Source organism: Lysinibacillus sp. NPDC096382 (genome assembly GCF_044762845.1).
Classification (GTDB): Bacteria; Bacillota; Bacilli; order Bacillales_A; family Planococcaceae; genus Lysinibacillus.
This window is the reverse complement of record NZ_JBIWFC010000015.1, coordinates 84,868-111,112: the sequence shown is the minus strand read 5'-3', so window position 1 is coordinate 111,112 and position 26,245 is coordinate 84,868. Positions and strand designations below refer to the sequence as shown.

Sequence of the window (26,245 nt, the reverse complement as noted above, 5' to 3'; positions counted from 1 at the left end):
ACAAAAAAATAGCCTTCTGTTTATATTTAAACGGAAAGCTATTTTTAAATGATTAGATAGGGTTGACGTCGTTTCACTTTCGCACAAAAAACATCTTATTGCCCAAGCGGCTCATCAGACGCCCCCAGGAAGCTCTGCTCTGTGCGAAAGCGAAGCGGCAGCAACAAAGTGCCTAACCGGAACGGAAATCAACCCACGTTATGATGATGGCTAAATTTCCAATAAATTTTGGTCCATCATTTAAAACCGAGGGTGACATTTTGTTAAAACGTATGTCATGAGAATAAGTTGATTGGAGTGAAGGCCAGGCGACTCCTTGGGGATCAGCGTCACAGATGAGACCCTGGAGCGAGCAACGCGAGTGAAGCGGCCTCATCGGACGCCCCCAGGAAACTCTGCTCTGCGCGAAAGCGAAGCGGCAGCGGCAAATGTTTTCTGTAGCGAAAGCGAAGCGGCAGCTACAAATGTTTTTTCTGTGCGAAAGCGAAGCGGCAGCTACAAATGTTTTTTCTGTGCGAAAGCGAAGCGGCAGCAACAAAGCGCCTGACCAGAGCGGAAATCAACCCCACATTATGGTGAGCCAGAATTTTTCTATTATAACGTGGTATATCAATCTAAATGTTGCACCTGGAATAAATTAAAGTAAGTTTCCTCTTTTTGCATTAATTGCTCATGGGTTCCACTTTCAATTAATTGTCCATGATCTATAACAATAATTTTATCTGCATGTGTAATCGTAGAAAGTCGGTGAGCAATTATAATAGTTGTGCGTTCATGTGCAAGTACATCCAATGATTCTTGAATAAGTGCCTCACTTTCCAAATCCAACGCAGAAGTTGCTTCATCCAGTATTAAAATAGGGGGATTTTTTAAAAATACACGAGCGATTGCTACTCGCTGCTTTTGTCCACCTGATAACTTCACACCGCGCTCCCCGACTTTTGTGTCATAGCCATTTGGCAAGCTCATAATAAAATCATGTGCATTTGCCGCTTGTGCTGCAGCAATTACCTCTTCATCAGAAGCACCCGGCTTGCCCATTAAAATATTATCTTTTACCGAATCGCTGAACAAAATATTATCCTGTAGGACGATTCCAATTTGTGAGCGTAAAGAATGTAAAGTTACGTCTCGTACATCATTTCCATCAATACGCACCGCGCCACTAGTAGTATCATAAAAGCGAGGGATCAAACTAATAATAGTTGATTTTCCTCCACCACTCATTCCTACAAATGCAACTGTCTCTCCAGGGTTAATCGTGAAATTGATGTTGTTTAAAATTTGTGAGCCCTCTTCTTCATATTGAAAGTTCACATTGTCAAAGCGAACTTCACCCTTTACTCGAGGTAGCTCTAAGGCATTAGCCTTGTTTTTTATTTCATAAGGTTCATCTATTAATTCAAACATTCGATCCATTGATGCTATTGACTGTGTTAACATCGTTGATGAACTTACAAGACGACGAAGTGGACCATAAAGTCGTTCGATATAGGCGATAAAGGCCACCATCGTCCCGACTGAAAGAGAACCATTAATAACCTGATAACCTGCATAAGCAATTACTAGGAGAGGTGCTACATCCGTGATAGTATTTACCACCGCAAAGGATTTAGCATTCCATTTCGTATGGTCTAGTGCCTTTTCTAAAAATTCACCATTTGCTTCATCGAATAATTTTTGCTCATGCTTTTCTAGCGTGAAGCTTTTAATAATACTCATTCCAGCTACACGTTCATGTAAATAACTTTGCACACCTGCAAGCGCTTGTGATCGTTTACGTGTTAAAGATCGAAGTTTACCAAAGAAGTACTTCACACTAAATGCATAGAATGGGAACGCAACTAATGCTACTAGCGTAAGCTTAACATCCATGGCAAACATAATACCGATAGCAATAACAATTGTCGCAAAGTCTAGCCAAACATTCATCAAGCCTGTCATGATAAAGTTTTTTGTTTGTTCCACATCATTAATCACTCTTGAAATAACATCGCCAGCTCTTGTATTGGCATAGTATCTTAAACCTAATCGCTGTAAATGTGCATATATTTGTTTTCGAATATCGAAAAGCACTTTGTTACTGACATTTTGAGCGAAATATTGACGGTAATACTCAATCGGTGGTCGAATAATAAAGAATACAATGATCGTTCCACCTAACCAATAAAACAGTTCCTTTGTCTTCTCTGCATCCGTTAGACTTTTTGCATCGATAATATCATCTAACACAATTTTTATGAGTAATGGAATAAATAACGGAATCGCAAATTTCACTATACCAATTATAATCGTTAAAATAATTTCCCATGTATATGGTTTTACAAATTTCATATAACGTTTAATACTACCCAATTTATTATCACATCCTTATTAATAAGACTCTCTTAAGTAAATAGCACATAAAAAGAAATAGACATCCACAAATTGAATGCCCAAACGTATTATAGCAATATTTTGCTTCAAGTACATTTAATTTAGCTTTATTACTAACTATTTTACAATTCGATTGTTTAAGACATAAAAAAACACCCATTAGTAAAACTAATAGGTGCAATTAATCATCTGCTTGCATATCGAGCTGAAACTTATAACGACTTGTCCAGGCATCGATGAAATCAGGTGCAAAAGGTCCTCTTTTTTGTTGAATCCAGCTAATTAATTTATCGACATTGCGCTTTAAAATTTTATCTATGACATCTGGATAAGACATTTCCTTACGATGTAGCTCATATTCATCCTCATCTAAGAGTGAATAAGACATATCAGGGAAAACTTTAATGTCTAAATCATAGTCAATATATTTAATGGCATTATTATCGAAAACAAATGGTGAGCTTAGATTACAATAATAATACACACCGTCCTCACGTAGCATGCAAATGATATTAAACCAGTGCTCCGCATGGAAATAACAAATAGAAGGCTCTCTCGTTAGCCAAGTACGACCATCGGATTCTGTCACAAGTGTCCGTTCATTCGCACCGATAATTATATTTTTCGTCCCTTTTAAAACCGTTGTTTCTTGCCAAACACGGTGGATACGGCCATTGTGCTTATAACTATGTATTTGTATCGTTTCTCCTTCTACCGGTATTGCCATTTTTGAAGCCCACCTTTTCGTCTATGCTACCTAAATCTAGCAGTCTCTAGTATATTATAGCAATGTGTACGCGAAAGGTGTAGTTAGAAAACCACAAAATTTCCCTGCGCTCTTTTAAATTTGTACAAAATTTCGATCATAACAACCTTTCAATTGGATTTTTTTTGCTTGTGTTTATAAACAAATCGGATTTTCTGAATCAAAGCCTTTCTTCCTCGCTTCCGATCAGTTCTTCGTTCTATCTGAGCAGTTTCCTCGACTACCCAATCAATTTTCTCATCTTGCTATATAAAAATTAAAAAGGAGCTGCCTTTATTAATCTTTTCGATTTTAGACAGCTCCTAAGAGGTAAATGCAATTATGCAATTACAAAGTGTTATTCACCAAGATCTTGGTTAGTTTTATTGAAGTTACCTGAAGCTTGAGCTTTGTTTTGCTCTGCTTTAGCATTTTGCTTTTGCACTTCATTAACGTCTGTTTCATAACCAAATTCTTGACTTTGACGTTGCATGTTTTTATTCGGTTGTAAATTTTGGTTGTTGTTTTGCTTTTTCATTATTCATTCACCTCCACGCTCATTATTGTGTACCGAGGTGAATGCTTTTATGCTCATAAATTTTTATAAATTTTATTTTCTTGATTAACGCTTAATTTCTCGCCAAATTTTCAGCATTGGAACGGGCATTGGTAATAATTCTATTTGCTCTCGAGTCAGCCATTCGCCCTTTACTGCTGAATTGCATTTCATAAAATAGCTATTTATATGCCATGTTAAATGTGAAAAAACATGTTTAAATGTTAGCAAATCTTCTTGCGATTGAACATTCATAGCATAATCATTAAGAAATGTATCTATTGAATCTTTACCGTGCTCAAGCATTGGAAACTGCCATAGGTTAGCTAGTAAACCTTCTGCTGTTCGCTGTTCTAATAAAAATCGACCTTCGTCATCTCGGCATACAAGCACATCGTATGTGATATACTTCATCTTTACTTTTTTTGATTTGATAGGTAATTTTTCTGGCTCACCTTCATTATAAGCGGTACAGTATTCGCGAACTGGACACAATAAACACTTTGGTGAGGTTGGCGTACAAATAAGTGCACCAAGCTCCATTAAGCCTTGATTGAAGGACGATGCATTTTCGGGATCTATCAATTCTTCAACAGCCGCTTCAAAAACCTTTTTAGTCTTTGGAACTGCTATATCATCATGAATAGTAAGCACACGACTTAAAACGCGCATAACATTGCCATCAACCGCATGTTCGGGCTTATTATAGGCAATACTTAAAATAGCTCCAGCAGTATATGGGCCTACGCCTTTTAATGTTGAAATCTCGTGGCGATTATCGGGTACTATCCCACCGTAGTTTTCTAATACCTCACGGACACCCGCTTGTAAGTTACGTGCACGGGAATAATAGCCAAGGCCTTCCCAATGCTTCAATAAGTATTCTTGCGGAGCTTCCGCGAGTAATTCTAATGTTGGAAAACTTTCCATGAAACGATTGTAATAAGGAATAACTGTGTCGACACGTGTTTGCTGGAGCATCACTTCCGATACCCAGATTTTATAAGGGTCCGTAGTATGTCTCCAAGGTAAATCACGTTTCTCAACATTAAACCATTCGACTAAAGATTGTCGAAATTCTGTTACATATGGATAATTCACAGTGACCTCCTGCGTCTTTACGATTTTATTTATGGTAAAAAGAGTATACAATTAAGAAAAGATTATCTGTCAAAAACGACAAAAAACTTCATATTTTTTCAAGCTTTAAAACAACTTTCTTAATTGTAAATATCACGTATTACGGATTATTGAAATATACATGTATGCAATTGTACTCTTTTTTGTTGCATACAAGGAGTGGATATTTTTGGATTCAGGTACACATTTCGTTATGGGTATTGCCCTCGGAGGTCTTGCTTTAATCGACCCCGTTGTAGCAGATCATTCAATGACCTTTACCGCAGTAATGGCAGGTACGATTATTGGCTCACAGGCACCTGATGTCGATACAGTGTTAAAATTACGCAACAATGCCGTTTATATTCGACATCATCGAGGAATTACACATTCACTACCAGCAGTAGCTCTTTGGCCCATATTAATTACAGCGGTTTTAGCACTTATTATTCAAGACGCAAATGTGTTTCATTTATGGCTTTGGACATTTTTAGCTGTAGCACTTCATGTCTTTGTTGATATTTTCAACGCTTATGGTACACAAGCACTTCGACCATTCTCTAGAAGATGGGTTGCACTTGGTGTCATTAATACGTTTGATCCAATTATTTTTACACTACATTGCCTTGGCATTTTACTTTGGGCATTTGGTGCAAATCCAGTTTGGACATTTAGTATCATGTATCTCATTATTATCGTTTACTACTTTTTACGCTTTACAGTCCAAAAAGCTGTAAAGAACGCTGTGCATAATACCATACAAGATGAAGAGTATGTCATTGTAGCCCCTACAATGAGATTCTTCCACTGGCGAATTGCAGCAAAATCCAAAACGCATTATTACGTTGGGCGCGCTTATGGGCGAACTGTTAATATTTATGATAAATTCGAAATAAAACCTTTACCGAAAACGCCTCTTATCGAAATAGCATTGAAAGATCGCAATCTCGCTGCTTTCGTGTCATTCTCACCATTGTATCGCTGGGAAATTTCAGAACTCGATAATGGCTTAACAGAAGTAAGATTAATTGATCTGCGTTACCGTAGTGATAATCGCTATCCGTTTGTTGCTGTCGCTCATTTAAACGATGACAATGAGATTATCACTTCATACACAGGCTGGATTTTTACCGAAGATAAACTCCAGAAAAAATTACAGGTTGGCGCAAGTAATTAAACATCAGCAAACCCTGACCAAATATTGGTCAGGGTTTTGTTATTGTACCATATCATCACTAGCATCGAGTAAATGTGCGTATTTAGGATTGCGTCCTGCAAATGCATGAAGTTTATCACCGTAGCTGTTAATTAATTGACGCACTAAATTTTCAGTGTAATCAGCACCACGATAGGAGTAGCCTGCTTTTGCAGAAGTCGATTCAAAATCACTCCATAAAAGCTCAATCCATACTCGTGCACGTCCTACTGACATTTGCGGGTTTTTTGCAAGTAATTCAGCAGTTAGTTTTTCAATTTTTTCTTCCATTTATTTGCCCACCTTTACAGGAGATAGCATGGAAACAGGTAAAGCCTCTTGATATTTTTCGCCTCCCAAGCGATGTCCCCAAGCAAAGCGACCTTTTAAATAATCCACTTGAAAAAATTCATTTTCAGAGCCGTCAATACGATACATTTCTCCAGGAATTATTGTCTCCAAATCTACTAAATAAGCAGCAGCCATTAAAGCCTTACGCTCATATACTGCGAATTCATTAATGATACCTAGCTGTTCCGCCTTACGTGCCTTTTCCTTTATCATTGCTATTTCCTCACGTAATTCGTGCTCTGACATTGCAGCATAATTTTTTTCGTTCATTCCTCATTCTCCTTCTCTTCTATAAAACGATCTATAACCTCTATAGGAAACCCCTTTTGATAGAGAGCCTGCTTTATTTTCATTTTCAATTCATAACCAGTATACTTCGATGAATACTTTTTCCAAACTTTTTCGCCTTGTCCATCAAGTAGCTGTTGCCATTCATCTTCATCTTGCTCAATCTCTATTTGACTGAGCACATCATCTACAACATTAAAAGAATAACCTTTTCGCATTAAAAAATCTTGAATTTTAGCTTTTACTTGTGTTGGGGTTTTCTTTTTTTCTGATCGAACGACCTTCTCAGCCAATTGTGTGGCAAGCTTAACCTGTTCCGCATGACTATACGTAGCAAGAACCTCATCCTGTAAGCTTTTATCAATTCCTTTTTTCATAAGGTCTTGCCTAATTGCCTTAGGTCCCTTTTTCATCGTAGCTTTTTTCGTATCGAGTAACGCCTTGGAGTAAGTTTCATCATTTAAAAAGCCGTATGATTTAAGCTTTTGGATAGCCTCTAAAATAACCGCTTCCCCAAATTCCAACGAGAGAAGCTTTTTCTTGACCTCATGCTCACTGCGCATTTGATAAGACAAAAAATTTAACCCTTTATTAAAAGCTTTTCGAATCTCATCCTCATAGGCAATTTCCTGAATGTCAAATTCCTCAAGAACTTTTCCCTTCGTTAATCCAAATTGAATGAGAATTGCCTCATCTACAGGAAAAGCGTATTCTTCGTTCAAATATATATTATAACGTTCTGGGTTGTTTTTTTGACGTGCAATTTTCGTAATAATACGCATTTGTAACACCTCACTACTGACCATTATAACATTTTTCGAGGGTATTGCTCTGTGGGAGGTATGCTCCCGTTTTGCGTGGGTATTTACTTTTATTTCGGTATTCTCTCGTTTCACGAGTAATTTCCAGTTTCGAGGATATTCTTTTAGAAAAACATCATTTTACGTTTAATTTCCTCTTCAAGATTTATGCATTAAATTAAATAGGATAATTTTTTTAAAAATACGCATTCTAATGAAAAAGAAAGGATGCGTTTTTACATGTGGAAACAGCATATTGTAGGTGCGGTCATCGCTACTTTTATTATTGCCGCGGCGATTAGCTTTAATCCATTTTCAGCTTCTGGCTCTGATGAATACCATTGGGGATTAAAGAAAGCAAAAAACGGTGAACCAGCTGAAGCTGGAGCACAGCTTGATCAGCTACTTGAGAAATATGGTGCTATTTATAAAGGTAAGCCTGATAAAAAAATTGCTTATTTAACCTTTGATAACGGATATGAAAATGGGTTTACAGAAAGCATTTTGGATACATTGAAGAAGGAAAAAGCACCAGCCACCTTCTTTTTAACTGGTCATTATTTAGAAAGTGCCCCCGATATAGTGAAACGCATGATTAAAGATGGCCACACAATCGGCAACCATTCATATGGACATCCAAATATGGCGAGATTAACGCCAGATGCTATGCGTACAGAATGGAAAAAATTTGACGATAAACTTCGGGGATTGACTGGTATAAAGCGTACAACATACTTCCGACCACCTGAAGGTACATTTAATGCGAAATTATTAGAGGTAGCAAATGCTGAGGGCTATCGTCATATTTTCTGGTCTGTTGCCTTTAAGGATTGGGAAAGGGATGTCCGTCGTGGCGCAGATTATGCGTATAATGCATTAATGGAACAGCTTCACCCTGGCGCTGTTATTTTAATGCATACAGTTGCACAAGATAATGCAGAAGCTCTCCCAAGGTTTATTGCCGAAGCGAAAAAACAAGGCTATACATTTTTATCCCTTGACGATTTAGTTTTAGAATATGAAGATTCTCCTGTCGCTTTGCAATCGTCTACTCCTTAGTTATAATGGGGAGATGATATTAAAAGAACAGGGACGTGGATCGCTTGACGCAGCAAACAACAATGGAAGTAGGACAAAAATTTCCTCTAACAATAAAAAGACTTGGTATTAACGGTGAAGGAGTAGGCTTTTATAAGCGTAATGTGGTATTCGTAAAAGGCGCTATTCCTGGTGAAGAAATTACAGCACAAGTAACTAAAACACAGCGAAACTTTGCCGAAGCAGAAATAGTAACTATTCGTAAAGTTTCAAAATATCGCCAGGAAGCGCCATGCCCAGTTTACAACGAATGTGGCGGCTGTCAGCTTCAACATATGACATATGAAAAACAGCTAATCGAAAAGCGTGATATCGTAATTCAAGCATTAGAACGTTACGCTAAACCTTTAGCTAATACAGTTGAAGTTCGCAAAACTTTAGGGATGGATAATCCATGGAATTATCGTAACAAAAGTCAGTATCAAGTACGTAAAGAGGGTAAGCGTGTCTATGCAGGGTTATTTGCAGAAGGTAGTAACAAGTTACTGAACATCAATGATTGCCTTGTTCAACATCCGATTACAGCTAAAATCACAGTGGCAACGCGTAAAATTTTACAAAAACTGAATATTACTATTTATGATGGTCGTACACTTGATGGCTTAGTACGTACGATTGTTGTACGTACAGGAATTCGTACTGGTGAAACACAAGTCGTGCTCGTTACAACACGTAAGGAAATTCCACATCAAGCGGAACTCATTGCACGTATTAAAAAAATCGATCCAAGTATTGTTTCGATTGCCCAAAATATTAACCGTGAGAAAACATCGTTAATCTTTGGCGATGAAACAATTGTCCTTGATGGCAAGGAAACAATTCATGAGGAGCTTGGAGAATTAGCCTTTGATTTATCAGCTCGCGCCTTTTTCCAACTGAATCCAACACAAACGGTCCATCTTTATGATGAAATAAAAAAAGCAGCGGCATTAACAGGCAAAGAAACAGTTGTTGATGCTTACTGCGGTGTTGGAACAATCGGCTTATGGCTGGCTGACAAAGCAAAAGAAGTTCGCGGGATGGATGTTATTCCAGAAAGCATTCAGGATGCACGTAAAAATGCACGAAACCATGGCTTCAAGCATACAAAATACGCAGTCGGCACAGCAGAAAGTGTCCTAGCAAAATGGCGCAGGGAAGGGTTTACACCAGATGTTATTACAGTTGACCCACCACGCACAGGTCTAGCACCAGAATTCATCCGCACGGTGTTGAAGCTAAAACCGAAGCGCTTTGTCTATACATCGTGTAATCCATCAACTTTAGCGAAGGATTTAAACGAATTATCGAAGTTTTATGATGTGGAGTATATTCAGCCAGTGGATATGTTTGCACAAACCGCACAGGTGGAATGTGTGGCGAAGCTAGTATTGAAAAATAAGTAATAAAAACGGGCGTCCTCAAAAAATGAGTGACGCCCTTTAACATTCTAAATGAGAATTTCTATTGCTTTAGCAGCTGCATCGTGGATCGATAATTTTTATATATATTCTGCGATCTCCTCATTATAATTCATCTGAGTTAGTGTTCTTCTATTATATAGAGATCCAAAGTCCAAATATTACTTATCTACAAATATTATTTGATTTTATGTTAACTTGTCTGTATAATATCATTCTAGGTGCCAAACCTATGTGACTTGGACGGAACATCCTTGTCACGCAAAGAACGCCATAACAGCACGGATTTGCTGGGCGTTTTTTTGTTTTATGAGCGGGAAGATGAGCCCCGCTCTTTTATTTTGTCTAAAATACCCAAAAGTCTCCGAGCTGACTCTCTTTTTTCCGCTTCAAGAATCATTCCAAAAAACAACGCCCAAAGACTAATAAAACAATGGCTATAGCTAGCAAAAGCATCGCCACTAATAAAAGGAAGCTGTAATTTACATATTCTAAATAAACGCCTCCTAATGGCCCTGTTAAACTACCGATACTAAGAGCAATACCGCAAAGCAGATTTCCTGTTGGTAGTAACTCCTTTGGTGTTAAGTCAGCCATAAAAGTAATACCCAATGAAAACATCGAACCGACTAATATACCTGTAAAGAAAAATGCTACAGCTACTGCAATTTGTGAATGCTCTACAAAACTTGCAATGCCAAAAATAACAATCCCACCAAATGAACCTATCAGCAAGACATTGCGTCGTCCTACTTTATCCCCTATAGCTCCAAGTGGTACTTGTGTCAAAATCCCACCAAATGTAAAGACTGTTAAAATAATAGGAATCATATCCACGTCGAAACCTTTTCGTAACGCATAAACTGGGAACAAGGCATTTAAAAAAGATTCTAAAAACCCATAAACAAATGGCCATAAAAATGCAATCCACCCGAATGCAATAGCCATTTTATAACGATGCCACCCCCTTGCATGTAAGTCTCCCGTTAATCTCTCTGGTATTTCATTTTGTAAAAGGAAGACAAAAGCCCATGCTAATAAGCACATAATCGAGGACATAATAAACGGTAATGCTTCTGAAACCTTGTATAAATTTCACCATCAAAGGACCTACCCCAAAACCTGTACTAAAAGACAAGCCGTAAATGGCCATACCTTTTCCTAAGCTTCTATGATCCGTAGTGCTTGTAATCCACGTCTGTGTTGCAAAGTGTAATGCATGATCCCCTATCCCAATGAGTAAGCGGAGGGTAAACCAAAAAGTCACACTCTTCCATAAGGGAAATGCAAGCAGTGAAGCGAAGACAAGTGCACCGCCTATTAAAATAATGGTTTTGTAGCCCCATTTTCGTAATGGCTGCTCGATAAACGGTGAGATTAATAAAGTTCCTATGTATAGACCTGTTACGTTCAATCCATTCAACGCAGAGGATACTCCATCACGTTCGAAAATAATTGAAATTAGCGGTAATAGCATCCCTTGTGAAAAGCCTGAAATAGATACAATTAACACTAGAATGGCAAATCTTTTTTTGCTGTAATCTGAGAAGTATGTCATCATTCTCTCCAACATCAAGTCGTTTTTCCAAATAACAGCATACCAAAAAGCCTTAGCGCTCACCACATGTGATTTTACGCTAAGGCCTAACTAACACTTATCTCCATTTAATTGTATAAACACGAATTTCGGCTTTTACATCGGCCGAGTACTTGTTTAAACTCCCTCCTTTTCGAGTTAGAGTTTTTTTGATTTTTGAAATCAGCTCCTTTACTTTTTCTTAATATTAATTTAACACACGTCTTTAATGTTGTAAATATTCAGTCTATTGATTTTCGCAAAATAATCGCTTAGTCCTAGGTGTTTACCTAAACATTGAAATTTAGTCCCGAATCAGCTAAGATGAAGGGGATGAAATGAGGTGTATGTATGTCAAATCCAATCACTGATAAAAAACAGCAAATGAACTACTTAAAAGAGCGTCTAGAAATGTTTTTAGAAGTTTTAGATGCAATTGATCCTGAAACAACTGAATTAGAGGATATCGATCGTTTAATTCAAATGATGGATGATTTAGAAGACAAAATGGAGCAATTTAATGCTCGTGAACAATAACTACTAATCAATTTCTCCTTGGCGTAATTGCGTCCGAATATCAAAATCCCGTGACATCCGCCGGAGGCTTATCTTCAGGAAGTCTTTTATAACTGACTCTTCACTTTCGTACAGAAAAGATTTGCTGAATGAAGATAAAAGCAAGCAGATGTGCTATATCCACTTGCTTTTTTCTGTTCCATTTCCGGTTAATAGCAATCCCAATTATATAGAACTTTACTAAAATCCTTTCGTTTAAGGTCATCTTCAGTAATAAAGAAATTTCCAACCCCGTCATCCCCCCACACAATATGTTCCCCTACACTATCAATCTGAAGTAACAAAATTGTTGAATCTATATAGTCGCCATATGCTCTTGGATCTTCTTGGGTAAAGAATGGATATCCGCCAATTTTATGACCTGAACTATTTAAGGTTTCATAAAATGAGTCTACTAAAATATCATTGTCTTCTATATTAGCAAGGATCTTCGCATATAGTTTTTCACGTCTAAAGTCATGTGCTGATAATGGTTCGTAGCTTGTTCCAAAAGACAATGCCATTTCTTTTTCAACTGGAAAGAATAATTCTTTTTCTTTCTCTTCAACAAATAAGAAGTCTTGAACTAATTGCAGCTCATCACTGACAATATGTTCGTGGAAAATGACGCGGAAGCCCTCCTGATTTTGGCCATTCTCAAAGTCCATCCCTAATACATCATCATAGCCATCAATAAAAAACTGTAAAATCCCCTCTTCAGGGAAATTCGGTAAATGCTTAGATACATCTGCAAAATTAATTTGTGCTAGTAATTTTAATGGTTGCCCCTCAGGACTTTTCGGATATTCCATTGAAAGAGGAAAATACGGATCACCCGCAAACTTACTTTCAAATAAAGATGTTTTTCGTTCTTCCGTTTCAATAAATACAGTAGGCTGTATCGTTTCCTCTATTACAGTCCGATATTGTTCAAATACTTCAGGTAAATTAAGTAACTTCATAATATTACCTCCTAAAGGAAATTTTATATTTATTATAGAACAAACGTTCTTCACCAGCAATCTTTATGGTGATTTGATCAGCTCAGCTTCAAAAGTGATCCGCCCACCTAAACAATAGATACATAATTTCATATTTAAATGACCTCTTTTTGAGAATAGACCTTTAATTCCGACCACAATGAGTTGAACTCTTTTTTTCATTAGTTGAAAAGAGTATAATGTATCGTGGAAATAATCAAATTTTCTATGGGGGGCAATACTAAATGAATATCCAAACTTTGGAGAAAAGTCTTTACGATTTAATTACTGAAACATCTACTAATCTACCAAAAGACGTACGTCGTGCAATTAAGAAAGCTAAAGAAGCTGAGAATTCAGGTACTCGTGCTGCAATGAGCTTAGACACAATCTCAACTAATATTATTATGGCAGAAGATAATGTATCACCTATCTGTCAAGATACTGGTCTACCAACATTCAAAATTTATACTCCTGTTGGTGTAAACCAATTAGAAATTAAAGAAGCTATTAAAAAAGCTATTTGTGATACATCTGCCGATGCAAAATTACGTCCAAATGCGGTTGATTCATTAACAGGCGCAAACAGCGGCAACAACCTTGGTGACGGTCTTCCTGTTATGAAATTCGAACAATGGGAAAAAGACTACATCACAATTAAGTTAATCCTTAAAGGTGGCGGCTGTGAAAACAAAAACATTCAGTATAGCCTACCATGTGAGCTTGAAGGTCTTGGCCGCGCTGGTCGTGATTTAGATGGTATCCGTAAATGTATCATTCACTCAGTATACCAAGCACAAGGTCAAGGCTGTTCAGCTGGCTTCATCGGTGTAGGTATCGGTGGAGACCGCTCTTCTGGTTACGACTTAGCGAAAGAACAATTATTCCGTCATGTGGAAGATACAAATCCAAATGCTGATCTTGCTAAATTGGAAGAGTATGTAGTGAAAACTGCAAACACATTTGGTATCGGTACAATGGGCTTCGGTGGTGAAGCAACATTACTAGGCTGTAAAATTGGTGTTATGCACCGTATCCCTGCATCATTCTACGTATCAGTAGCTTATAACTGCTGGGCATACCGTCGTATGGCTGTGGACATCAATCCTCAAACTGGTGAAATTATTAACTGGCATTATCAAGAAGGCGAAAAAATTACATTTAAAGAAGATGAAGTTGCAGCAACAACAGAAGATACTACTACAGATGTAGTGGAACTTACTGCACCAATTACTGAAGAGCAAATTCGCGCTCTAAAAGTTGGTGACGTTGTTTCGATTACTGGTCGTATGTATACTGGCCGTGACGCAATTCACCATCATTTAATGAGCCATGATGCTCCAGTTGATCTTAATGGACAAGTTATTTATCACTGTGGCCCTGTAATGGCAAAAGACGAAGAAGGCAACTGGACAGTTAAAGCAGCTGGTCCAACTACTTCTATTCGTGAGGAGCCATATCAAGGTGACATCATGAAAAAATTCGGTATCCGCGCTGTAATTGGTAAAGGCGGTATGGGACCAAAAACACTTGCTGCATTAGAAGAGCACGGTGGCGTTTACTTAAATGCAATCGGTGGTGCTGCACAATACTACGCAGACTGCATTAAAGGTGTTGAAGGCGTTGACCTAATGGAATTCGGTATTCCAGAAGCAATGTGGCATTTAAACGTTGAGAAGTTCACGGCTGTTGTAACAATGGACTCTCACGGTAACTCATTACACGCAGATGTAGACAAATCATCCCTAGAAAAACTTGCCCTACACGCAGAACGAGTATTCTAATAAGAGCTTTTTACGTTGAATAGTAACAATAGTTTTTAAACTGTGGAGTACACATAGCATCAGCTATACTGAAAAAACGAATTTATAACTTAATAATTTATGGCTCATCACCAAAAGTTAGGTATGACATTTATTAAAACGTATGTCAGTTCATTGAAGTGAAGACTAGACGCCCAAGCGCCTAGCCAGACCGGAAATCAGCCCCACTTTATAGTGATAAGCCTGCACAAGTTTGAGAAGCACAGAATATTCCTATGAATAACTGTGCTTTTCTTATGTTCAAAAATTATTTTAAAAATCCTCAAATCGCCTCCATCTCAATCCCGGCCTGCTTTTATCCCCACTCTTTAAAAATCCCTTCAAATTTCTTACTTTCTTTTTCCAAATACCTTTGTTATAATAATTCTAAATTAGAGAGGAGCTAATCGATAGCGATTTTCAATTAGACATTGTTTATATACATTGATTTATATGGGTTTTGATATTGATTTTCATTATCAGGAGGAATAAAAGTGGAACACTCTAAACGAGAAAATTCTAATTTAATTGAGAAAACAAAAGAGCATGCTGAATTAATTGCTGCCCTTATAGCAGGTCTGTTTATTTTGCTTGCATGGCGTTTAGATACTAGCGGGCAAACAACAGCTTCTATTATTTTATATATAGTTGCATTTTGTGTCGGCGGATTCGCTAAAGCAAAAGAAGGCATCGAAGAAACCATTGAAAATAAAGAACTTAATGTTGAACTATTAATGGTATTAGCTGCAGTTGGCTCAGCTGCAATCGGTTATTGGACAGAGGGCGCTATTCTAATTTTCATTTTTGCCGTAAGTGGTGCTCTGGAAACATACGCAATGAATAAAAGTCATCGTGAAATTTCTGCACTCATGAACTTACAACCCGAAGAAGCTTGGCTTGTACGAGGGAACTTTGAACCAATGAAAGTTTCTATCTCTACATTACAAATTGGAGATCACCTACTCGTAAAACCTGGTGAACGTATTCCAGCAGACGGCGTGATCTTCAAAGGACAGTCTTCTATCGACGAATCCGCAATAAGCGGTGAACCACTCCCAGTGGCAAAACATGAAGGCGACGAGGTATTTGCAGGTACTGTGAATTTAAATGGCGCCATTACGATGGAAATGACAAAACCAAATTCAGAAACACTTTTCCAAAAAATTATCCAACTTGTACAAAGTGCTCAGAGTGAAAAGTCTCCATCTCAACAGTTTATAGAAAAATTCGAAGGTACTTATGTAAAAATTGCGCTACTCTCCGTTGCCATTATGATGTTTCTACCTCACTTCGTTCTCGGTTGGGACTGGACAACAACTTTCTATCGTGCAATGGTACTCCTAGTAGTTGCTTCTCCATGCGCACTTGTGGCATCCATTATGCCGGCAACACTTGCAGCAATTTCAAATGGTGCTAAACACGGTGTATTATTCAAGGGAGGCTTACATTTAGAGCATCTAGGTGTATTACGTGCATTAGCAGTAGATAAAACAGGTACTTTAACACAAGGTAAACCAACCATTACTGATTTTATTGTTCGAGAAGGATTAGACCGTGAACATGCAATAACAATCCTTGCAGGTATTGAAGCACAATCGAACCACCCACTCGCACAAGCAATTACTTTATTCGCAAGACAAGAAGGTATCACACAGTTTCCTCAAGCCACTATTGAAGATATCCCAGGTTGGGGTATCAAAGGTAACGTTAATGAGGTCGAATATCTTGTCGGGAAACCAGACTTTGTTGGTCTAGATGAGGCAATCGAATTTGCAAATGGCGCAGCAGAAAGCCTTGCCTCAGAAGGAAAAAGTGTTATTTTCATTCGTGACAAAGATGGCATTGTCGCATTGGCAGCCCTAAAAGATACAGTTCGCAGTGAAGCAAAAAAAGCAATATCATTACTAAAAGAGCTAGGCATTGATGTTGTCATGTTAACAGGCGACAACGAGAAGACTGCAAAGGTGATTGCCAAAGAAGCAGGCGTGACAGAATACGTTGCAGAATGTCTCCCTGAAACAAAAGTGACTGAGATGAAACGACTCCTTTCTGAACATAAATTTGTAGGGATGGTCGGTGACGGTATTAATGATGCACCTGCATTAGCAACTGCAACTACCGGAATTGCGATGGGAGAAGGAACAGATGTTGCTTTAGAAACAGCAGATGTCGTTTTAATGAAAAATGACTTATCAAAAATTGCCTATGCTGTACGTTTATCACGTAAAATGCAACGCATCATCAAACAAAACATTTTCTTCTCTATAGGCGTTATCGTTTTATTAATTGCTTCAAACTTTTTACAGGTCGTCGATTTACCTCTTGGCGTAATCGGACATGAAGGAAGCACTATTTTAGTTATTTTAAATGGCTTACGTATGCTTAATAAAAACGCCTAAAACACAAACAGCCTCGTATCACAAAGCGTGATACGAGGCTATTCTTTTCATATTCCTACCTATTCGCTAGTGTCTCCTGCTTCATAAGTTCTTTTTGCAATACTTTTTTCTGCATCGTCGCATTTAAAATGCCACCAAAAATTAAAATAATTCCCGTGAAATATAGCCACAGCATTAAAATAATAACGCCACCAATACTGCCATATGTAGCGGAATAATTCGCGAAATTATTAATATAAAAGGAGAAAGCATATGTTACTGCCACCCAGGAAATAGTTGAAAATAATGCACCTGGCCAAACTCCCCTCAACTTCAAACGAGGAATTGTATTTGGAATAAATCTATAAATCCCCATTAAAACTATAAAAATAAGTAGCGGTGGGATCGACCAACGTGTTCTATGCCAGATTATTTCAAACTGCTCCTCAATGCCAACAATCGAAAATAAGAAATGCCCCACTTGTTGCCCAAAAACCGGTAACAGTAGAACGACAGCAATAACAACGACAAATACCAAGGTGAAAACAAGGGATAGCCCTCGATCTAGTAGACTCGCCCTAGTTTCTGTGTCATAAGCCTTATTCAAGGCTCTAATCAATGCATTAATTCCTTTGGAGGCAGACCAAATTGTTCCAAGTACCCCGACAGATAATAAACTACTATTTCGGCTTGTTAAAATTTCATCCAATGTACTTTCAATAAGCCTATACACTTCGTCCGGCATTATATTCACTAGAAATGAATACACTTGCGTCGACTTTAAATTCAAATATGGTAGTAATGTAACTAGAAAAATTAGTAACGGGAAAAAAGACAGTAAAAAGAAATAAGCCAATTGCGCTGCAAGAGCTGATATTTCTGCTCGTCGTAAGCGTAGTAGTAAATCTTGCATAAAGCCTCTTGATGTCATCACATCTACAGTATCTTCGTCCGGTGAGACAAATGATTTCACCACACCGACAGCTGAATGTATCGAAGCTTTTTTCTTCTCCATACAAATTCCCTCCTGTACGACAACTATTCTTTATTAGGTAAAGAAAAGGCTGATTTCGTGTCATTAATCATGCCTTCGATCGTGGAAGGTAAATCTTTAAACTCATCAACTTTATCAATGATTGAGTTGACATTTTCTGAAACACTTTCACATAGCACTTTAGTGGCCAATACTTTTTCCTCAACTAGAACTTGTAATTCCTCTCGGTTGGTTGCATAATACGATATTGCTTCTTTCATCTTTTTCGTTGAAGCTATTGTTTTTTCACGCGTTGTACGGTCCAACATACTTAACGCAGCACCAACTGTGGCACCAACTACGATAGATGCTAATAATTTACTTTGTCCCATATTAAATACCCCCTGCTTTAGTAAATGTATTTGTTTTTTAGAGTAATAAATCAATTATGCCTCGGCATAATTACGTCCGGAGGCTTTAGGCCAACAGATATTTTTTGCGCGAAAGCGTAGCGTCAGCGGCAGATGTTTTTTGCTCGAAAGCGTAGAGACAACTTTAGTATGATGTTGGTCACTCAGTCGTGCGTTGTTGTTGTTGCTGTCGCTTCGCTTTCGCACAGATAAATTGTCACTGGATGCGGCGTTCTTAGACTGAGTTCCTCTAATTAAGCGGATGTTTGAACACCTGCCGACAGATGTTAAACTACTTACTGCCCTTATTCTACCCAATAACAGTCTATTTTTAAAGCAATGTCAAAATACAGTGTTGACATTTTTTTTATTCAATGAAATGATATTTTCGAGGATAACGAAAGGTAGGTTTAAATAATGGATTTATCAGTACCGTCAAAAGAAAACGTTATTTATATGATTGATCAAATGAAAGACAAGCTTCGCATGGTTAATGTTGATGCGATGAAATCGGAAAATTTCGATGAGGCTAATTACGATGACCTAGTCTATTTATACGAAATGATCATGAAGCGCGATACATTTAGTCCGAGCGAGATGCAAGCTATCGTTGCTGAATTAGGCGCTTTACGCAAATAAATAAAAGTTTCTAAACAAAAAGCTATTAGCAATAAAGGCACCAAAGCCGTTTGCTAATAGCTTTTTTCTATTTTGTACTTTTTACGGCAGAACCATCCTCAGTTACAAGTGGTTGTATTAACACTTCTACACGACGATTTTTCGCACGTCCTTCTTTAGTATCGTTTGGTGCAACGGCACGGTTCTCACCGAAACCTTGTGTACTAAAGTTTCGACCATCTAACTTCGAGTTACTCTGCAATAAAATTTCTGCGAAGTTCACCGCACGTAACGCCGAGAGCTGTAAGTTAGAAGAGAAGTTTGGTCCAGCTGGAACATTATCCGTATGACCAGTAATAACAATACTACGTGGTGGATTAGATACCAACACATCTGCAAGCTCTTTTGCTATTGTCTTATACTCTGGTTTAATGTCCGCTTTCCCAGAATCAAACAGGATACTATCACGAATTGTAACAAGTAACCCTTCATCAGTCATCGCTGTTGCGAATTGACCTTCCATCTCATGAACAGCAATGAAATTATCAACACTATCTTTAATTTGAGCTAACTCCTGCTGATCCTTCAAGTAAGCTGAATTTTGTTGCGTTTGTGGTGTTTGGTCACTATCCGCATTCGGACTTTTTACCGGTGAAGGCTGATCTAAAAAGCTTGTTCCACCATCAAATACTTGATTAAACACCGCTGACATTCTCTCTAGCTTTTCTTGGTCTACTGAACTGGATGCAAACAATATGATAAATACAGCTAATAGCAGTGTTAAAATATCTGCATACGGAACTAGCCAAGACTCATCGATATGTTCATCATGCTTTTTTTTCTTAGCTTTCTTTGCCAAGGCCGCCCGCCCCACTTTCATGAGAAATTTGACGACGTTCTTCCATTGTTAAGTAAGAAGATAATTTTTGTTCGATAACGCGTGGAGCCTCCCCTTCTAAGACAGAAAGGATGCCTTCAATCATCATTCTTTTTTGCTTAACTTCGATAGCTGATTTACGTTTTAATTTATTCGCAAATGGATGCCATAAAACATAACCTGTAAAAATACCTAATAATGTAGCCATAAAAGCAGCTGAAATAGCATGTCCAAGCTTTTCTATGTCATTCAAATCTGCTAATGCGGCGATTAACCCTACTACCGCACCAAGTACCCCTAAAGTCGGGGCATATGTACCAGCTTGTGTAAAGATTGCAGCACCACTAGCATGACGTTCTTCCATCGCTTCGACTTCTTCTGTTAAGACATCACGAATATAGTCCGCATTCTGACCATCAATTGCTAATGTAAGTCCATTTTTTAAAAATGGGTCTTCTATTTCTGAAGCTTTACTCTCAAGCGCCAATAGACCTTCACGGCGAGCTAAATCAGCCCATTGTGAAAACATCTTAATAATCTCAATATCATCCGCTAATTTTGTTTCTTTAAAAAGAATTTTAAATAGCTTTGGTACACGCTTTAACTCCTTCATTGGGAAGGCAATTGTTACTGCGGAAATTGTACCGAAGATGATAATTAGAATGGCAGCTGGGTTATAAAATGCACCTAAACTTACACCCTTTAGCACCATTCCTGTTAATAGCGCTACTAGCGCAAGTATTAACCCTACAATCGACGATATATCCATTCTAGAACCTCCAAATCTCCTATTAAGCTTTATTTCGTCCTTTTTTCCATAATTTTAATATAGTATAAATGTATTTCACATTTTTTTCGATGAAATAAATACTTTTTATTCACCTTTCGACCATATTTGATTATATTGAATTAAGAATAATACACTAAATTGTCTTCATTTGAAAAAAATTAAGAATTTGTTATTATTCTTCGACACAAAATTACTAAAAAATGCTTGATTAGTCATAAAATTAGGATTAAATATCCAAAAAAATCCACGCATTCATATGAGTAATTCGACTGAAAACAAAAAACCACCTCAAATAATCGCTAAAACATCGCATAAAAATGGTATAAAACAGTTTAATGTCTATTTATCCGACAACATACTTTTTTCGCACTCGCTATGAAAACGCTCCAAAAGACTCATTTAATTTCTTCCCATATTTAATCAATTATGCCTCGGCATAATTGCATCATTCGGCTTTGTGCTGGCACAAAGAACTTCTTTCACCAACTAAAGACGGAGAGACTTCTATACCTGCCGCTACGCTTTCGGTACAAAAAACGTCGCGGCTAAGCACGGACAAGAAAATTTAAAATCAATTATTTCAACAGACGAAATGCACAAAGCTCAGTACATTACTTTATGATTATTTCTAGGCAACAGAATATAGAAAGCGCCACTACTATTAGGTAAAAACAATCACTTTTCCATATTATCAACTGGACAATTCAAGTAATTTATCCCTACTAATATTAGTCTGAACTAGGTGTGTTGTGGATGTCATAAATTCTCCTTAGATTTTCCTAGTAACCTATTGTATAATTACTTTAGATAATATTGTAGATTATTTTAGTAGAGAGGGGCTTTTATTATGTTCGTAACGACTGTACTAGGCTTTAGTGTCGTATTATTAATCTCTTTGGCATTCTTCATCCACTACCTACAAGTTGGTTTAGATTCTAAGTCTTCAGTGACTGTAGATCCAAAACCAAACGAAAAATTTTAATTTTGTTGAAAACAGCTACAGTAAGTAGCTGTTTTTTTATTATCTTCCGGCAGATTTTACGGCTATTTAATTATTTCGATTCGCTAAATAAATTACTAAACTTCTTTTTTTTTCGTAAAAAATCGCGTGAATATTGTCATTATTATTTGCATATTTAAAGTTTTGCTCTAAAATAATTCCTGTAAGGGAGGGAGCAATCTTTCATGACAATGTTACAAGATATTCTTAAGTTTAATGAAGATTTCGTTCAAGAAAAGAAATATGAGCCTTTTATTACAACAAAGTATCCTGATAAGCGCATCGTTGTGTTATCTTGTATGGATACACGACTTGTAGAGCTGTTACCTAAAGCTATGAATTTGCGTAATGGCGACGTAAAGATCGTTAAAAGTGCTGGGGCATTAGTTAGTCACCCTTTTGGTGCAATTATGCGTAGTTTACTTGTAGCTGTTTATGAACTACAAGCAGATGAGGTGTATGTTGTTGGACATTACGACTGCGGTATGAGTGCAGTTGACCCAGAAGCCATGTTAAATAAAATGGTTGCTAGAGGGATTACCCCTGAAACTATCGACACGATTGAATATTCAGGTTTTGATTTAAAAGAGTTTTTACGTGGCTTTGGTGACGTAGCAACAAGTGTAAAGAAAAGCGTTGATACTATTCGCAATCACCCGTTAATGGTTAAAGACGTACCTGTTCATGGATTAGTGATTGATCCAAATACAGGTCGCCTTGATTTAATCATAGACGGTAGCAAACAATAATAAAAATAGAAGCGTCTATCCTTCAATACTGAAAGATAGACGCTTCTTTTTATTGACCCTCTAAACGTGCATACATATAATGATCCACCCATTTACCATTAATGTACAGCAGCTTTCTCAAAAGACCCTCACGCTGGAATCCAGCCTTTTCTAAGACTCGGATAGAAGAATTATTTTGTGTTGAAACATAAGCCTCTACTCGATGTAAGCCTACTTGCTCGAACGCAAATTGCACGACCATATTAACTGCTTCCGTGACGATCCCTTTTCCAATATAAATTTCATCCATCGCATAACCAACAAACGCACTAGAATACGGTAAACGTTTTACTGCATAAAGAGCAATATGTCCTATTAAATTATTTGTACCCGGCTCAAAAATACCAAAGGAAAATTCCCTCTTTGAGTCCATTAAGTATAAGCATTCTTGAATTTTTTTATATTGAGCATTAATTGTATAATATTCAGGGCGTTGTAACGGCTCATGTGTAGACCAAAAGTATTTATTGCGACTTACGAGATCGGTTAAACTTTGTGCATCTTTTTCATAAAATGTGCGAATGTAGCATTTCCCTCCTTGAATTGATACCACATTTTCACCCTTTTTCCTTAATAATCTCCAAATTTTAAGCACCATTTTTCCACACTAACCTTCCGATAATTATCAATACGTTTTAATGCCTGCGTTCATTTACCAATGGAAGAAACACCCACTAATTGCAATTTTACTTTATTGTATGTAAAAAAAGATGCTGCTACAACTAAAACATCTCGTCTTGTTGTTACAGCATCTATATCATTATTTCACTTTTTGTTTTTTAGGCTTCTCCTCTAGCAATTCAAGGCTAGACGATTCCGCATCTTCTAAATGTGCTGTGTCTAAAACATTCGTTAAATGTAGGCCACGTTTTTTTGCCTCACATTCGATATGTGCTAGTGTTTCTTGCAGCACTTGAACACGAGCATATTTTTTATCATCTCCTTGTATTAGAACCCACGGAGCACTTTTCTTATCGGTCTTCGCAAACATTTCATTTGCAGCTTCTATATATTGAGGTGTTTTTTCGCGATTTCGCCAGTCTTCATCTGTTAGCTTCCAAGACTTATATGGATCCTCTTCACGTTCTCTAAAACGGTTAAGCTGCTCCTCATCAGATACTTGAAGCCAAAACTTAATAACAATATAATCCCCTGCTGTTAAAATCTTTTCAAAGTTATTAATTTCTTCGTATGCACGAGACCACTCTTCATTTGTTGCAAATCCTTCAATTCGCTCAACTAATACACGACCATACCATGAGCGATCAAAAATAGCGATTTGTCCATGTTGTGGCAGCTTTCGCCAAAAACGTTGTAAATAATTGTAGCGTAGTTCATGAGGCTGAGGTGCTGCAATTGGGTGCACGACATAGCCACGCGGATCAGCACGTTCAATTAGACGCTTAATAGCGCCACCCTTACCAGCAGCATCCATACCTTCAAATACTAGAATTAATCCAATTTTATTTTTTAATAAAAACTGTTGAGCATTTAACATTTCATATTGGAGTACTTTTAATTTCTTTTTGTACATTTTCTTATCCAGTTTCACTGATAAATCTAGATCATTTAAATTTTGAGTCATTAAAACTTCACTCCTTACATTCGAATATTTTCATTGTACTAAAGAAGTATATGGATAACTATCCAAATGGTAAATTGTAGATATTTTTAACGAAACACGCGATACATCGTTGGAAATTTCCGTTATAATGAAAATATAATGTTCAGTCCTATACTTATTTGTCTTTTCCCTATACAATTTAACACGAAGGGAGAGAAAACATGCCTCGATTTTTTTTGATGACAATAACTTTTATTGTCTCACTCATCCTAACCTTTTCATCCTATTTCATGAAAATAAACGATCATTCTTTTTTAGAGATCTTAAATCGTTTTCCAGTAATATTTGCACCGTTTAATGTTAGTTATATGATTTGGATTGTGGTTTACATGTTACTTGGTTATTGGTTAGTCATGAACCTAAAAAAGACATCTATTAAACAGACTGTTCTCTTTAGTAGCATATGTATCATGCAGGCGTTAGCAATTGTTGTTTGGCATCACGAACTATTTATCATGTCAATTATCAGTACGTTTGTTTTAGTACTGTATTTATTTAAGTTGTACAAAGCGTACCCTCTTAGCAATAATTCACTCACAGGTCGTATACCCTTCTCGGTTTATTTAGCATGGATTACATTTAGCCTAATGACAAATGTAAGCTTCATGTTAACATCTTATCAATGGAATGGTCTTGGCCTTAGTGATCCACTTTGGGCAGTTATTTTACTGACCATTGGAGCGGCAATAGCGCTACATATTCGATTCCATTATTTTGATATTATCTACCCAAGTGTATTTATCTGGTCCTATATCGGGGTCGCATTACATAATGGTTTCGATGAGCTACTTGTGACAACTGCAGCCTTGTTTTTATGTGGAGTGCTACTTGTCGGTATATTATTTATTAAAAAAAATCCTGCCTACCAAAAATAAATTGGTTAGCAGGATTTTCAGCTTTTTTATTGTTCATCTAGAGAAGTTAAAATAATTGGTTTGTCTTTAGTAACGATAATTGAATGCTCAATTTGAGCGACTAATGATTTGTCTGGCGTAATGAATGTCCAGCCATCACCAGATTCTACAATATGCTCCGCTTTCGCTGAGATAAATGGCTCGACTGCAAGCACCATGCCTTCTTTCATAATTGTTGAATCCCAAGCATCATAGTAGTTTAAAATATGATTTGGCTCATCATGTAAAGAACGACCTAAACCATGACCTGTTAGGTTCATAATCACTGTTAAATCATTGGCATATGCTTCACGCTCAACAGCTTTACCGATTTGGTTTAATTTTGATCCAGCTTTTACTTTTGTCATCGCACGGTCGAAAGCACTTTTGGCTACGTGACATAGCTTTTCTTTATCCTCATAGCCTTCGCCAACTACAAATGAAATGCCCGTATCAGCAAAGTAGCCATTTAGTGACCCAGATACGTCTATATTTACGATATCTCCCTCGTTAATCACACGTTTACCAGGAATACCATGTGCGACTTCCTCATTCACACTAATACATGTGTAGCCTGGGAAATCATACTCCCCTTTAGGTCCAGAAATTGCTCCTGCTTCAGCAAACATACGACCTGCAATTTCATCTAATTCAAGTGTTGTTACACCTGGTTTTGTAGCAGCCTTCATTGCCTCACGAATTTCAGCACAAATACGGCCGATTTTTTTAAATGCTTCAATCTCTTCTTGCGTTTTTACAATCATTTTTAACGTCCCTTTCATCTAATATCTACTATTTAATATAACATAACTTTTTATACATAAAACGCTAAACGCTTTAAATATTATATGCCATCATAAATTGTAAAGTGCCGACATCTCCATAATGTGAGGTTGATTTCCGTTCCGGCTGGGCGCTTTCCTGGGGGCGTCCGATGAGCCGCTTCACTCGCGATGCTCGCTGCAGGGTCTCATCTGTGACGCTAATCCCCGAGGAGTCGCCCATCCTCCACTCCAATCAACAAATATACAATGTATACTTTTCAACAAATGT

General features: G+C 37.4%; 25 protein-coding genes and 1 pseudogene. 10 read left to right on the top strand and 16 right to left on the bottom strand.

Going from position 1 to position 26,245, the window contains the following annotated elements; all coding sequences use genetic code 11:
- Positions 1–609: 609 nt before the first annotated feature.
- The 4 genes from ACIQZA_RS18805 to mutY all read right to left on the bottom strand — a co-directional run bounded on the left by ACIQZA_RS18805 (position 610) and on the right by mutY (position 4,778).
- Positions 610–2,355 carry an ABC transporter ATP-binding protein gene (locus ACIQZA_RS18805; protein ID WP_402883278.1) on the bottom strand — a complete coding sequence of 582 codons (1,746 nt, stop codon included), beginning with the start codon at positions 2,353–2,355 and terminating at the stop codon, positions 610–612.
- Between the two features lie 202 nt (positions 2,356–2,557).
- Positions 2,558–3,103, bottom strand: coding sequence for a nucleoside tri-diphosphate phosphatase (gene ntdP / locus ACIQZA_RS18800; protein ID WP_132363336.1), 546 nt, complete (start codon positions 3,101–3,103; stop codon positions 2,558–2,560).
- Positions 3,104–3,479: 376 nt separating this feature from the next.
- A complete protein-coding gene (locus ACIQZA_RS18795) occupies positions 3,480–3,659 on the bottom strand; it encodes a gamma-type small acid-soluble spore protein (RefSeq protein WP_142510774.1) in 180 nt (59 codons plus the stop codon).
- A gap of 84 nt (positions 3,660–3,743) precedes the next feature.
- Positions 3,744–4,778, bottom strand: coding sequence for an A/G-specific adenine glycosylase (gene mutY / locus ACIQZA_RS18790; RefSeq protein WP_402883282.1), 1,035 nt, complete (start codon positions 4,776–4,778; stop codon positions 3,744–3,746).
- 208 nt (positions 4,779–4,986) lie between these two features.
- Between mutY and ACIQZA_RS18785 the strand changes: the two genes are divergently transcribed.
- Positions 4,987–5,973 carry a metal-dependent hydrolase gene (locus ACIQZA_RS18785; protein WP_142510772.1) on the top strand — a complete coding sequence of 329 codons (987 nt, stop codon included), beginning with the start codon at positions 4,987–4,989 and terminating at the stop codon, positions 5,971–5,973.
- Between the two features lie 39 nt (positions 5,974–6,012).
- Here the strand turns inward: ACIQZA_RS18785 and ACIQZA_RS18780 are convergent, their stop codons facing one another.
- Genes ACIQZA_RS18780 through recX form a run of 3 tightly spaced genes read right to left on the bottom strand, consistent with a single transcriptional unit; the run spans position 6,013 to position 7,412 of the window.
- Positions 6,013–6,282 carry a YfhJ family protein gene (locus ACIQZA_RS18780; protein WP_142510771.1) on the bottom strand — a complete coding sequence of 90 codons (270 nt, stop codon included), beginning with the start codon at positions 6,280–6,282 and terminating at the stop codon, positions 6,013–6,015.
- Positions 6,283–6,612 (bottom strand): YfhH family protein, encoded by a 330-nt coding sequence (locus ACIQZA_RS18775; protein WP_142510770.1) that lies wholly within the window; start codon positions 6,610–6,612, stop codon positions 6,283–6,285. It abuts the gene before it with no gap.
- Positions 6,609–7,412 (bottom strand): recombination regulator RecX, encoded by an 804-nt coding sequence (gene recX / locus ACIQZA_RS18770; protein ID WP_400939527.1) that lies wholly within the window; start codon positions 7,410–7,412, stop codon positions 6,609–6,611. Before recX ends, ACIQZA_RS18775 begins: the two co-directional genes overlap by 4 nt.
- A 258-nt stretch (positions 7,413–7,670) precedes the next feature.
- On the opposite strand from recX, the gene ACIQZA_RS18765 reads away from it, so the two are divergent.
- The gene (locus ACIQZA_RS18765; protein ID WP_400939529.1) at positions 7,671–8,489 is read left to right on the top strand and encodes a polysaccharide deacetylase family protein; all 819 of its coding nucleotides are present in this window, start codon (positions 7,671–7,673) and stop codon (positions 8,487–8,489) included.
- Positions 8,490–8,533: 44 nt separating this feature from the next.
- Positions 8,534–9,913, top strand: coding sequence for a 23S rRNA (uracil(1939)-C(5))-methyltransferase RlmD (rlmD, locus tag ACIQZA_RS18760; RefSeq protein ID WP_402883287.1), 1,380 nt, complete (start codon positions 8,534–8,536; stop codon positions 9,911–9,913).
- A gap of 411 nt (positions 9,914–10,324) precedes the next feature.
- Here rlmD and ACIQZA_RS18755 read toward each other — a convergent pair.
- Positions 10,325–11,486: pseudogene (locus ACIQZA_RS18755) on the bottom strand (MFS transporter).
- A 369-nt stretch (positions 11,487–11,855) separates the two neighbouring features.
- Between ACIQZA_RS18755 and ACIQZA_RS18750 the strand changes: the two are divergent.
- Entirely contained in the window at positions 11,856–12,041 is a 186-nt protein-coding gene (locus ACIQZA_RS18750) for an SE1561 family protein (protein WP_049668848.1), read from the top strand.
- A gap of 188 nt (positions 12,042–12,229) precedes the next feature.
- Here ACIQZA_RS18750 and ACIQZA_RS18745 read toward each other — a convergent pair whose 3' ends face one another.
- On the bottom strand, positions 12,230–13,021 hold the full coding sequence (locus tag ACIQZA_RS18745) for a YwqG family protein (protein ID WP_402883293.1): 792 nt from the start codon (positions 13,019–13,021) through the stop codon (positions 12,230–12,232).
- A gap of 263 nt (positions 13,022–13,284) precedes the next feature.
- Here ACIQZA_RS18745 and ACIQZA_RS18740 point away from each other — a divergent pair, with 263 nt between their 5' ends.
- Positions 13,285–14,823, top strand: coding sequence for a fumarate hydratase (locus ACIQZA_RS18740; RefSeq protein ID WP_402883295.1), 1,539 nt, complete (start codon positions 13,285–13,287; stop codon positions 14,821–14,823).
- 512 nt (positions 14,824–15,335) lie between these two features.
- Entirely contained in the window at positions 15,336–17,240 is a 1,905-nt protein-coding gene (locus ACIQZA_RS18735; protein ID WP_402883297.1) for a heavy metal translocating P-type ATPase, read from the top strand.
- A 55-nt stretch (positions 17,241–17,295) separates the two neighbouring features.
- On the opposite strand, the gene ACIQZA_RS18730 is transcribed toward ACIQZA_RS18735, so the two are convergent.
- Positions 17,296–18,234, bottom strand: coding sequence for a YihY/virulence factor BrkB family protein (locus tag ACIQZA_RS18730; RefSeq protein WP_142510764.1), 939 nt, complete (start codon positions 18,232–18,234; stop codon positions 17,296–17,298).
- 23 nt (positions 18,235–18,257) lie between these two features.
- Positions 18,258–18,584: a YtxH domain-containing protein gene (locus tag ACIQZA_RS18725; protein ID WP_400939551.1), complete on the bottom strand. Its 327-nt coding sequence runs from the start codon at positions 18,582–18,584 to the stop codon at positions 18,258–18,260.
- A 435-nt stretch (positions 18,585–19,019) separates the two neighbouring features.
- Here ACIQZA_RS18725 and ACIQZA_RS18720 point away from each other — a divergent pair, with 435 nt between their 5' ends.
- Complete coding sequence (locus ACIQZA_RS18720; RefSeq protein ID WP_142510762.1) at positions 19,020–19,241, top strand: DUF1128 domain-containing protein; 222 nt, start codon at positions 19,020–19,022, stop codon at positions 19,239–19,241.
- 67 nt (positions 19,242–19,308) lie between these two features.
- On the opposite strand, the gene motB is transcribed toward ACIQZA_RS18720, so the two are convergent.
- Entirely contained in the window at positions 19,309–20,079 is a 771-nt protein-coding gene (gene motB / locus ACIQZA_RS18715; protein ID WP_400939553.1) for a flagellar motor protein MotB, read from the bottom strand.
- The gene (gene motA, locus ACIQZA_RS18710; RefSeq protein ID WP_400939556.1) at positions 20,063–20,866 is read right to left on the bottom strand and encodes a flagellar motor stator protein MotA; all 804 of its coding nucleotides are present in this window, start codon (positions 20,864–20,866) and stop codon (positions 20,063–20,065) included. The genes motB and motA overlap by 17 nt, the downstream gene beginning before the upstream one ends.
- Positions 20,867–21,734: 868 nt before the next feature.
- Here motA and ACIQZA_RS18705 point away from each other — a divergent pair.
- Entirely contained in the window at positions 21,735–21,869 is a 135-nt protein-coding gene (locus tag ACIQZA_RS18705; RefSeq protein WP_255505301.1) for a hypothetical protein, read from the top strand.
- Positions 21,870–22,072: 203 nt separating this feature from the next.
- On the top strand, positions 22,073–22,636 hold the full coding sequence (locus ACIQZA_RS18700) for a beta-class carbonic anhydrase (protein ID WP_142510760.1): 564 nt from the start codon (positions 22,073–22,075) through the stop codon (positions 22,634–22,636).
- A 49-nt stretch (positions 22,637–22,685) separates the two neighbouring features.
- Here the strand turns inward: ACIQZA_RS18700 and ACIQZA_RS18695 are convergent, their stop codons facing one another.
- Positions 22,686–23,273, bottom strand: a complete 588-nt coding sequence (locus tag ACIQZA_RS18695; protein WP_142510759.1) for a GNAT family N-acetyltransferase — start codon at positions 23,271–23,273, stop codon at positions 22,686–22,688.
- A gap of 162 nt (positions 23,274–23,435) precedes the next feature.
- The gene (locus ACIQZA_RS18690; protein ID WP_400939560.1) at positions 23,436–24,260 is read right to left on the bottom strand and encodes a polyphosphate kinase 2 family protein; all 825 of its coding nucleotides are present in this window, start codon (positions 24,258–24,260) and stop codon (positions 23,436–23,438) included.
- A 200-nt stretch (positions 24,261–24,460) separates the two neighbouring features.
- Between ACIQZA_RS18690 and ACIQZA_RS18685 the strand changes: the two genes are divergently transcribed.
- Positions 24,461–25,174, top strand: a complete 714-nt coding sequence (locus tag ACIQZA_RS18685) for a hypothetical protein (protein WP_323655633.1) — start codon at positions 24,461–24,463, stop codon at positions 25,172–25,174.
- Between the two features lie 26 nt (positions 25,175–25,200).
- On the opposite strand, the gene map is transcribed toward ACIQZA_RS18685, so the two are convergent.
- Entirely contained in the window at positions 25,201–25,956 is a 756-nt protein-coding gene (gene map / locus ACIQZA_RS18680) for a type I methionyl aminopeptidase (protein WP_400939697.1), read from the bottom strand.
- Between the last annotated feature and the right edge of the window lie 289 nt (positions 25,957–26,245).

Bases quoted from the DNA above. Each gene is read 5' to 3' on its own strand.
- ntdP (WP_132363336.1), bottom strand. From the start codon at position 3,103: ATGGCAATACCGGTAGAAGGAGAAACGATACAAATACATAGTTATAAG.
- ACIQZA_RS18795 (WP_142510774.1), bottom strand. From the start codon at position 3,659: ATGAAAAAGCAAAACAACAACCAAAATTTACAACCGAATAAAAACATG.
- ACIQZA_RS18780 (WP_142510771.1), bottom strand. From the start codon at position 6,282: ATGGAAGAAAAAATTGAAAAACTAACTGCTGAATTACTTGCAAAAAAC.
- ACIQZA_RS18775 (WP_142510770.1), bottom strand. From the start codon at position 6,612: ATGAACGAAAAAAATTATGCTGCAATGTCAGAGCACGAATTACGTGAG.
- recX (WP_400939527.1), bottom strand. From the start codon at position 7,412: ATGCGTATTATTACGAAAATTGCACGTCAAAAAAACAACCCAGAACGT.
- ACIQZA_RS18765 (WP_400939529.1), top strand. From the start codon at position 7,671: ATGTGGAAACAGCATATTGTAGGTGCGGTCATCGCTACTTTTATTATT.
- ACIQZA_RS18750 (WP_049668848.1), top strand. From the start codon at position 11,856: ATGTCAAATCCAATCACTGATAAAAAACAGCAAATGAACTACTTAAAA.
- ACIQZA_RS18745 (WP_402883293.1), bottom strand. From the start codon at position 13,021: ATGAAGTTACTTAATTTACCTGAAGTATTTGAACAATATCGGACTGTA.
- ACIQZA_RS18740 (WP_402883295.1), top strand. From the start codon at position 13,285: ATGAATATCCAAACTTTGGAGAAAAGTCTTTACGATTTAATTACTGAA.
- ACIQZA_RS18730 (WP_142510764.1), bottom strand. From the start codon at position 18,234: ATGGAGAAGAAAAAAGCTTCGATACATTCAGCTGTCGGTGTGGTGAAA.
- ACIQZA_RS18725 (WP_400939551.1), bottom strand. From the start codon at position 18,584: ATGGGACAAAGTAAATTATTAGCATCTATCGTAGTTGGTGCCACAGTT.
- ACIQZA_RS18720 (WP_142510762.1), top strand. From the start codon at position 19,020: ATGGATTTATCAGTACCGTCAAAAGAAAACGTTATTTATATGATTGAT.
- motA (WP_400939556.1), bottom strand. From the start codon at position 20,866: ATGGATATATCGTCGATTGTAGGGTTAATACTTGCGCTAGTAGCGCTA.
- ACIQZA_RS18705 (WP_255505301.1), top strand. From the start codon at position 21,735: ATGTTCGTAACGACTGTACTAGGCTTTAGTGTCGTATTATTAATCTCT.
- ACIQZA_RS18700 (WP_142510760.1), top strand. From the start codon at position 22,073: ATGACAATGTTACAAGATATTCTTAAGTTTAATGAAGATTTCGTTCAA.
- ACIQZA_RS18695 (WP_142510759.1), bottom strand. From the start codon at position 23,273: ATGGTGCTTAAAATTTGGAGATTATTAAGGAAAAAGGGTGAAAATGTG.
- ACIQZA_RS18690 (WP_400939560.1), bottom strand. From the start codon at position 24,260: ATGACTCAAAATTTAAATGATCTAGATTTATCAGTGAAACTGGATAAG.
- ACIQZA_RS18685 (WP_323655633.1), top strand. From the start codon at position 24,461: ATGCCTCGATTTTTTTTGATGACAATAACTTTTATTGTCTCACTCATC.
- map (WP_400939697.1), bottom strand. From the start codon at position 25,956: ATGATTGTAAAAACGCAAGAAGAGATTGAAGCATTTAAAAAAATCGGC.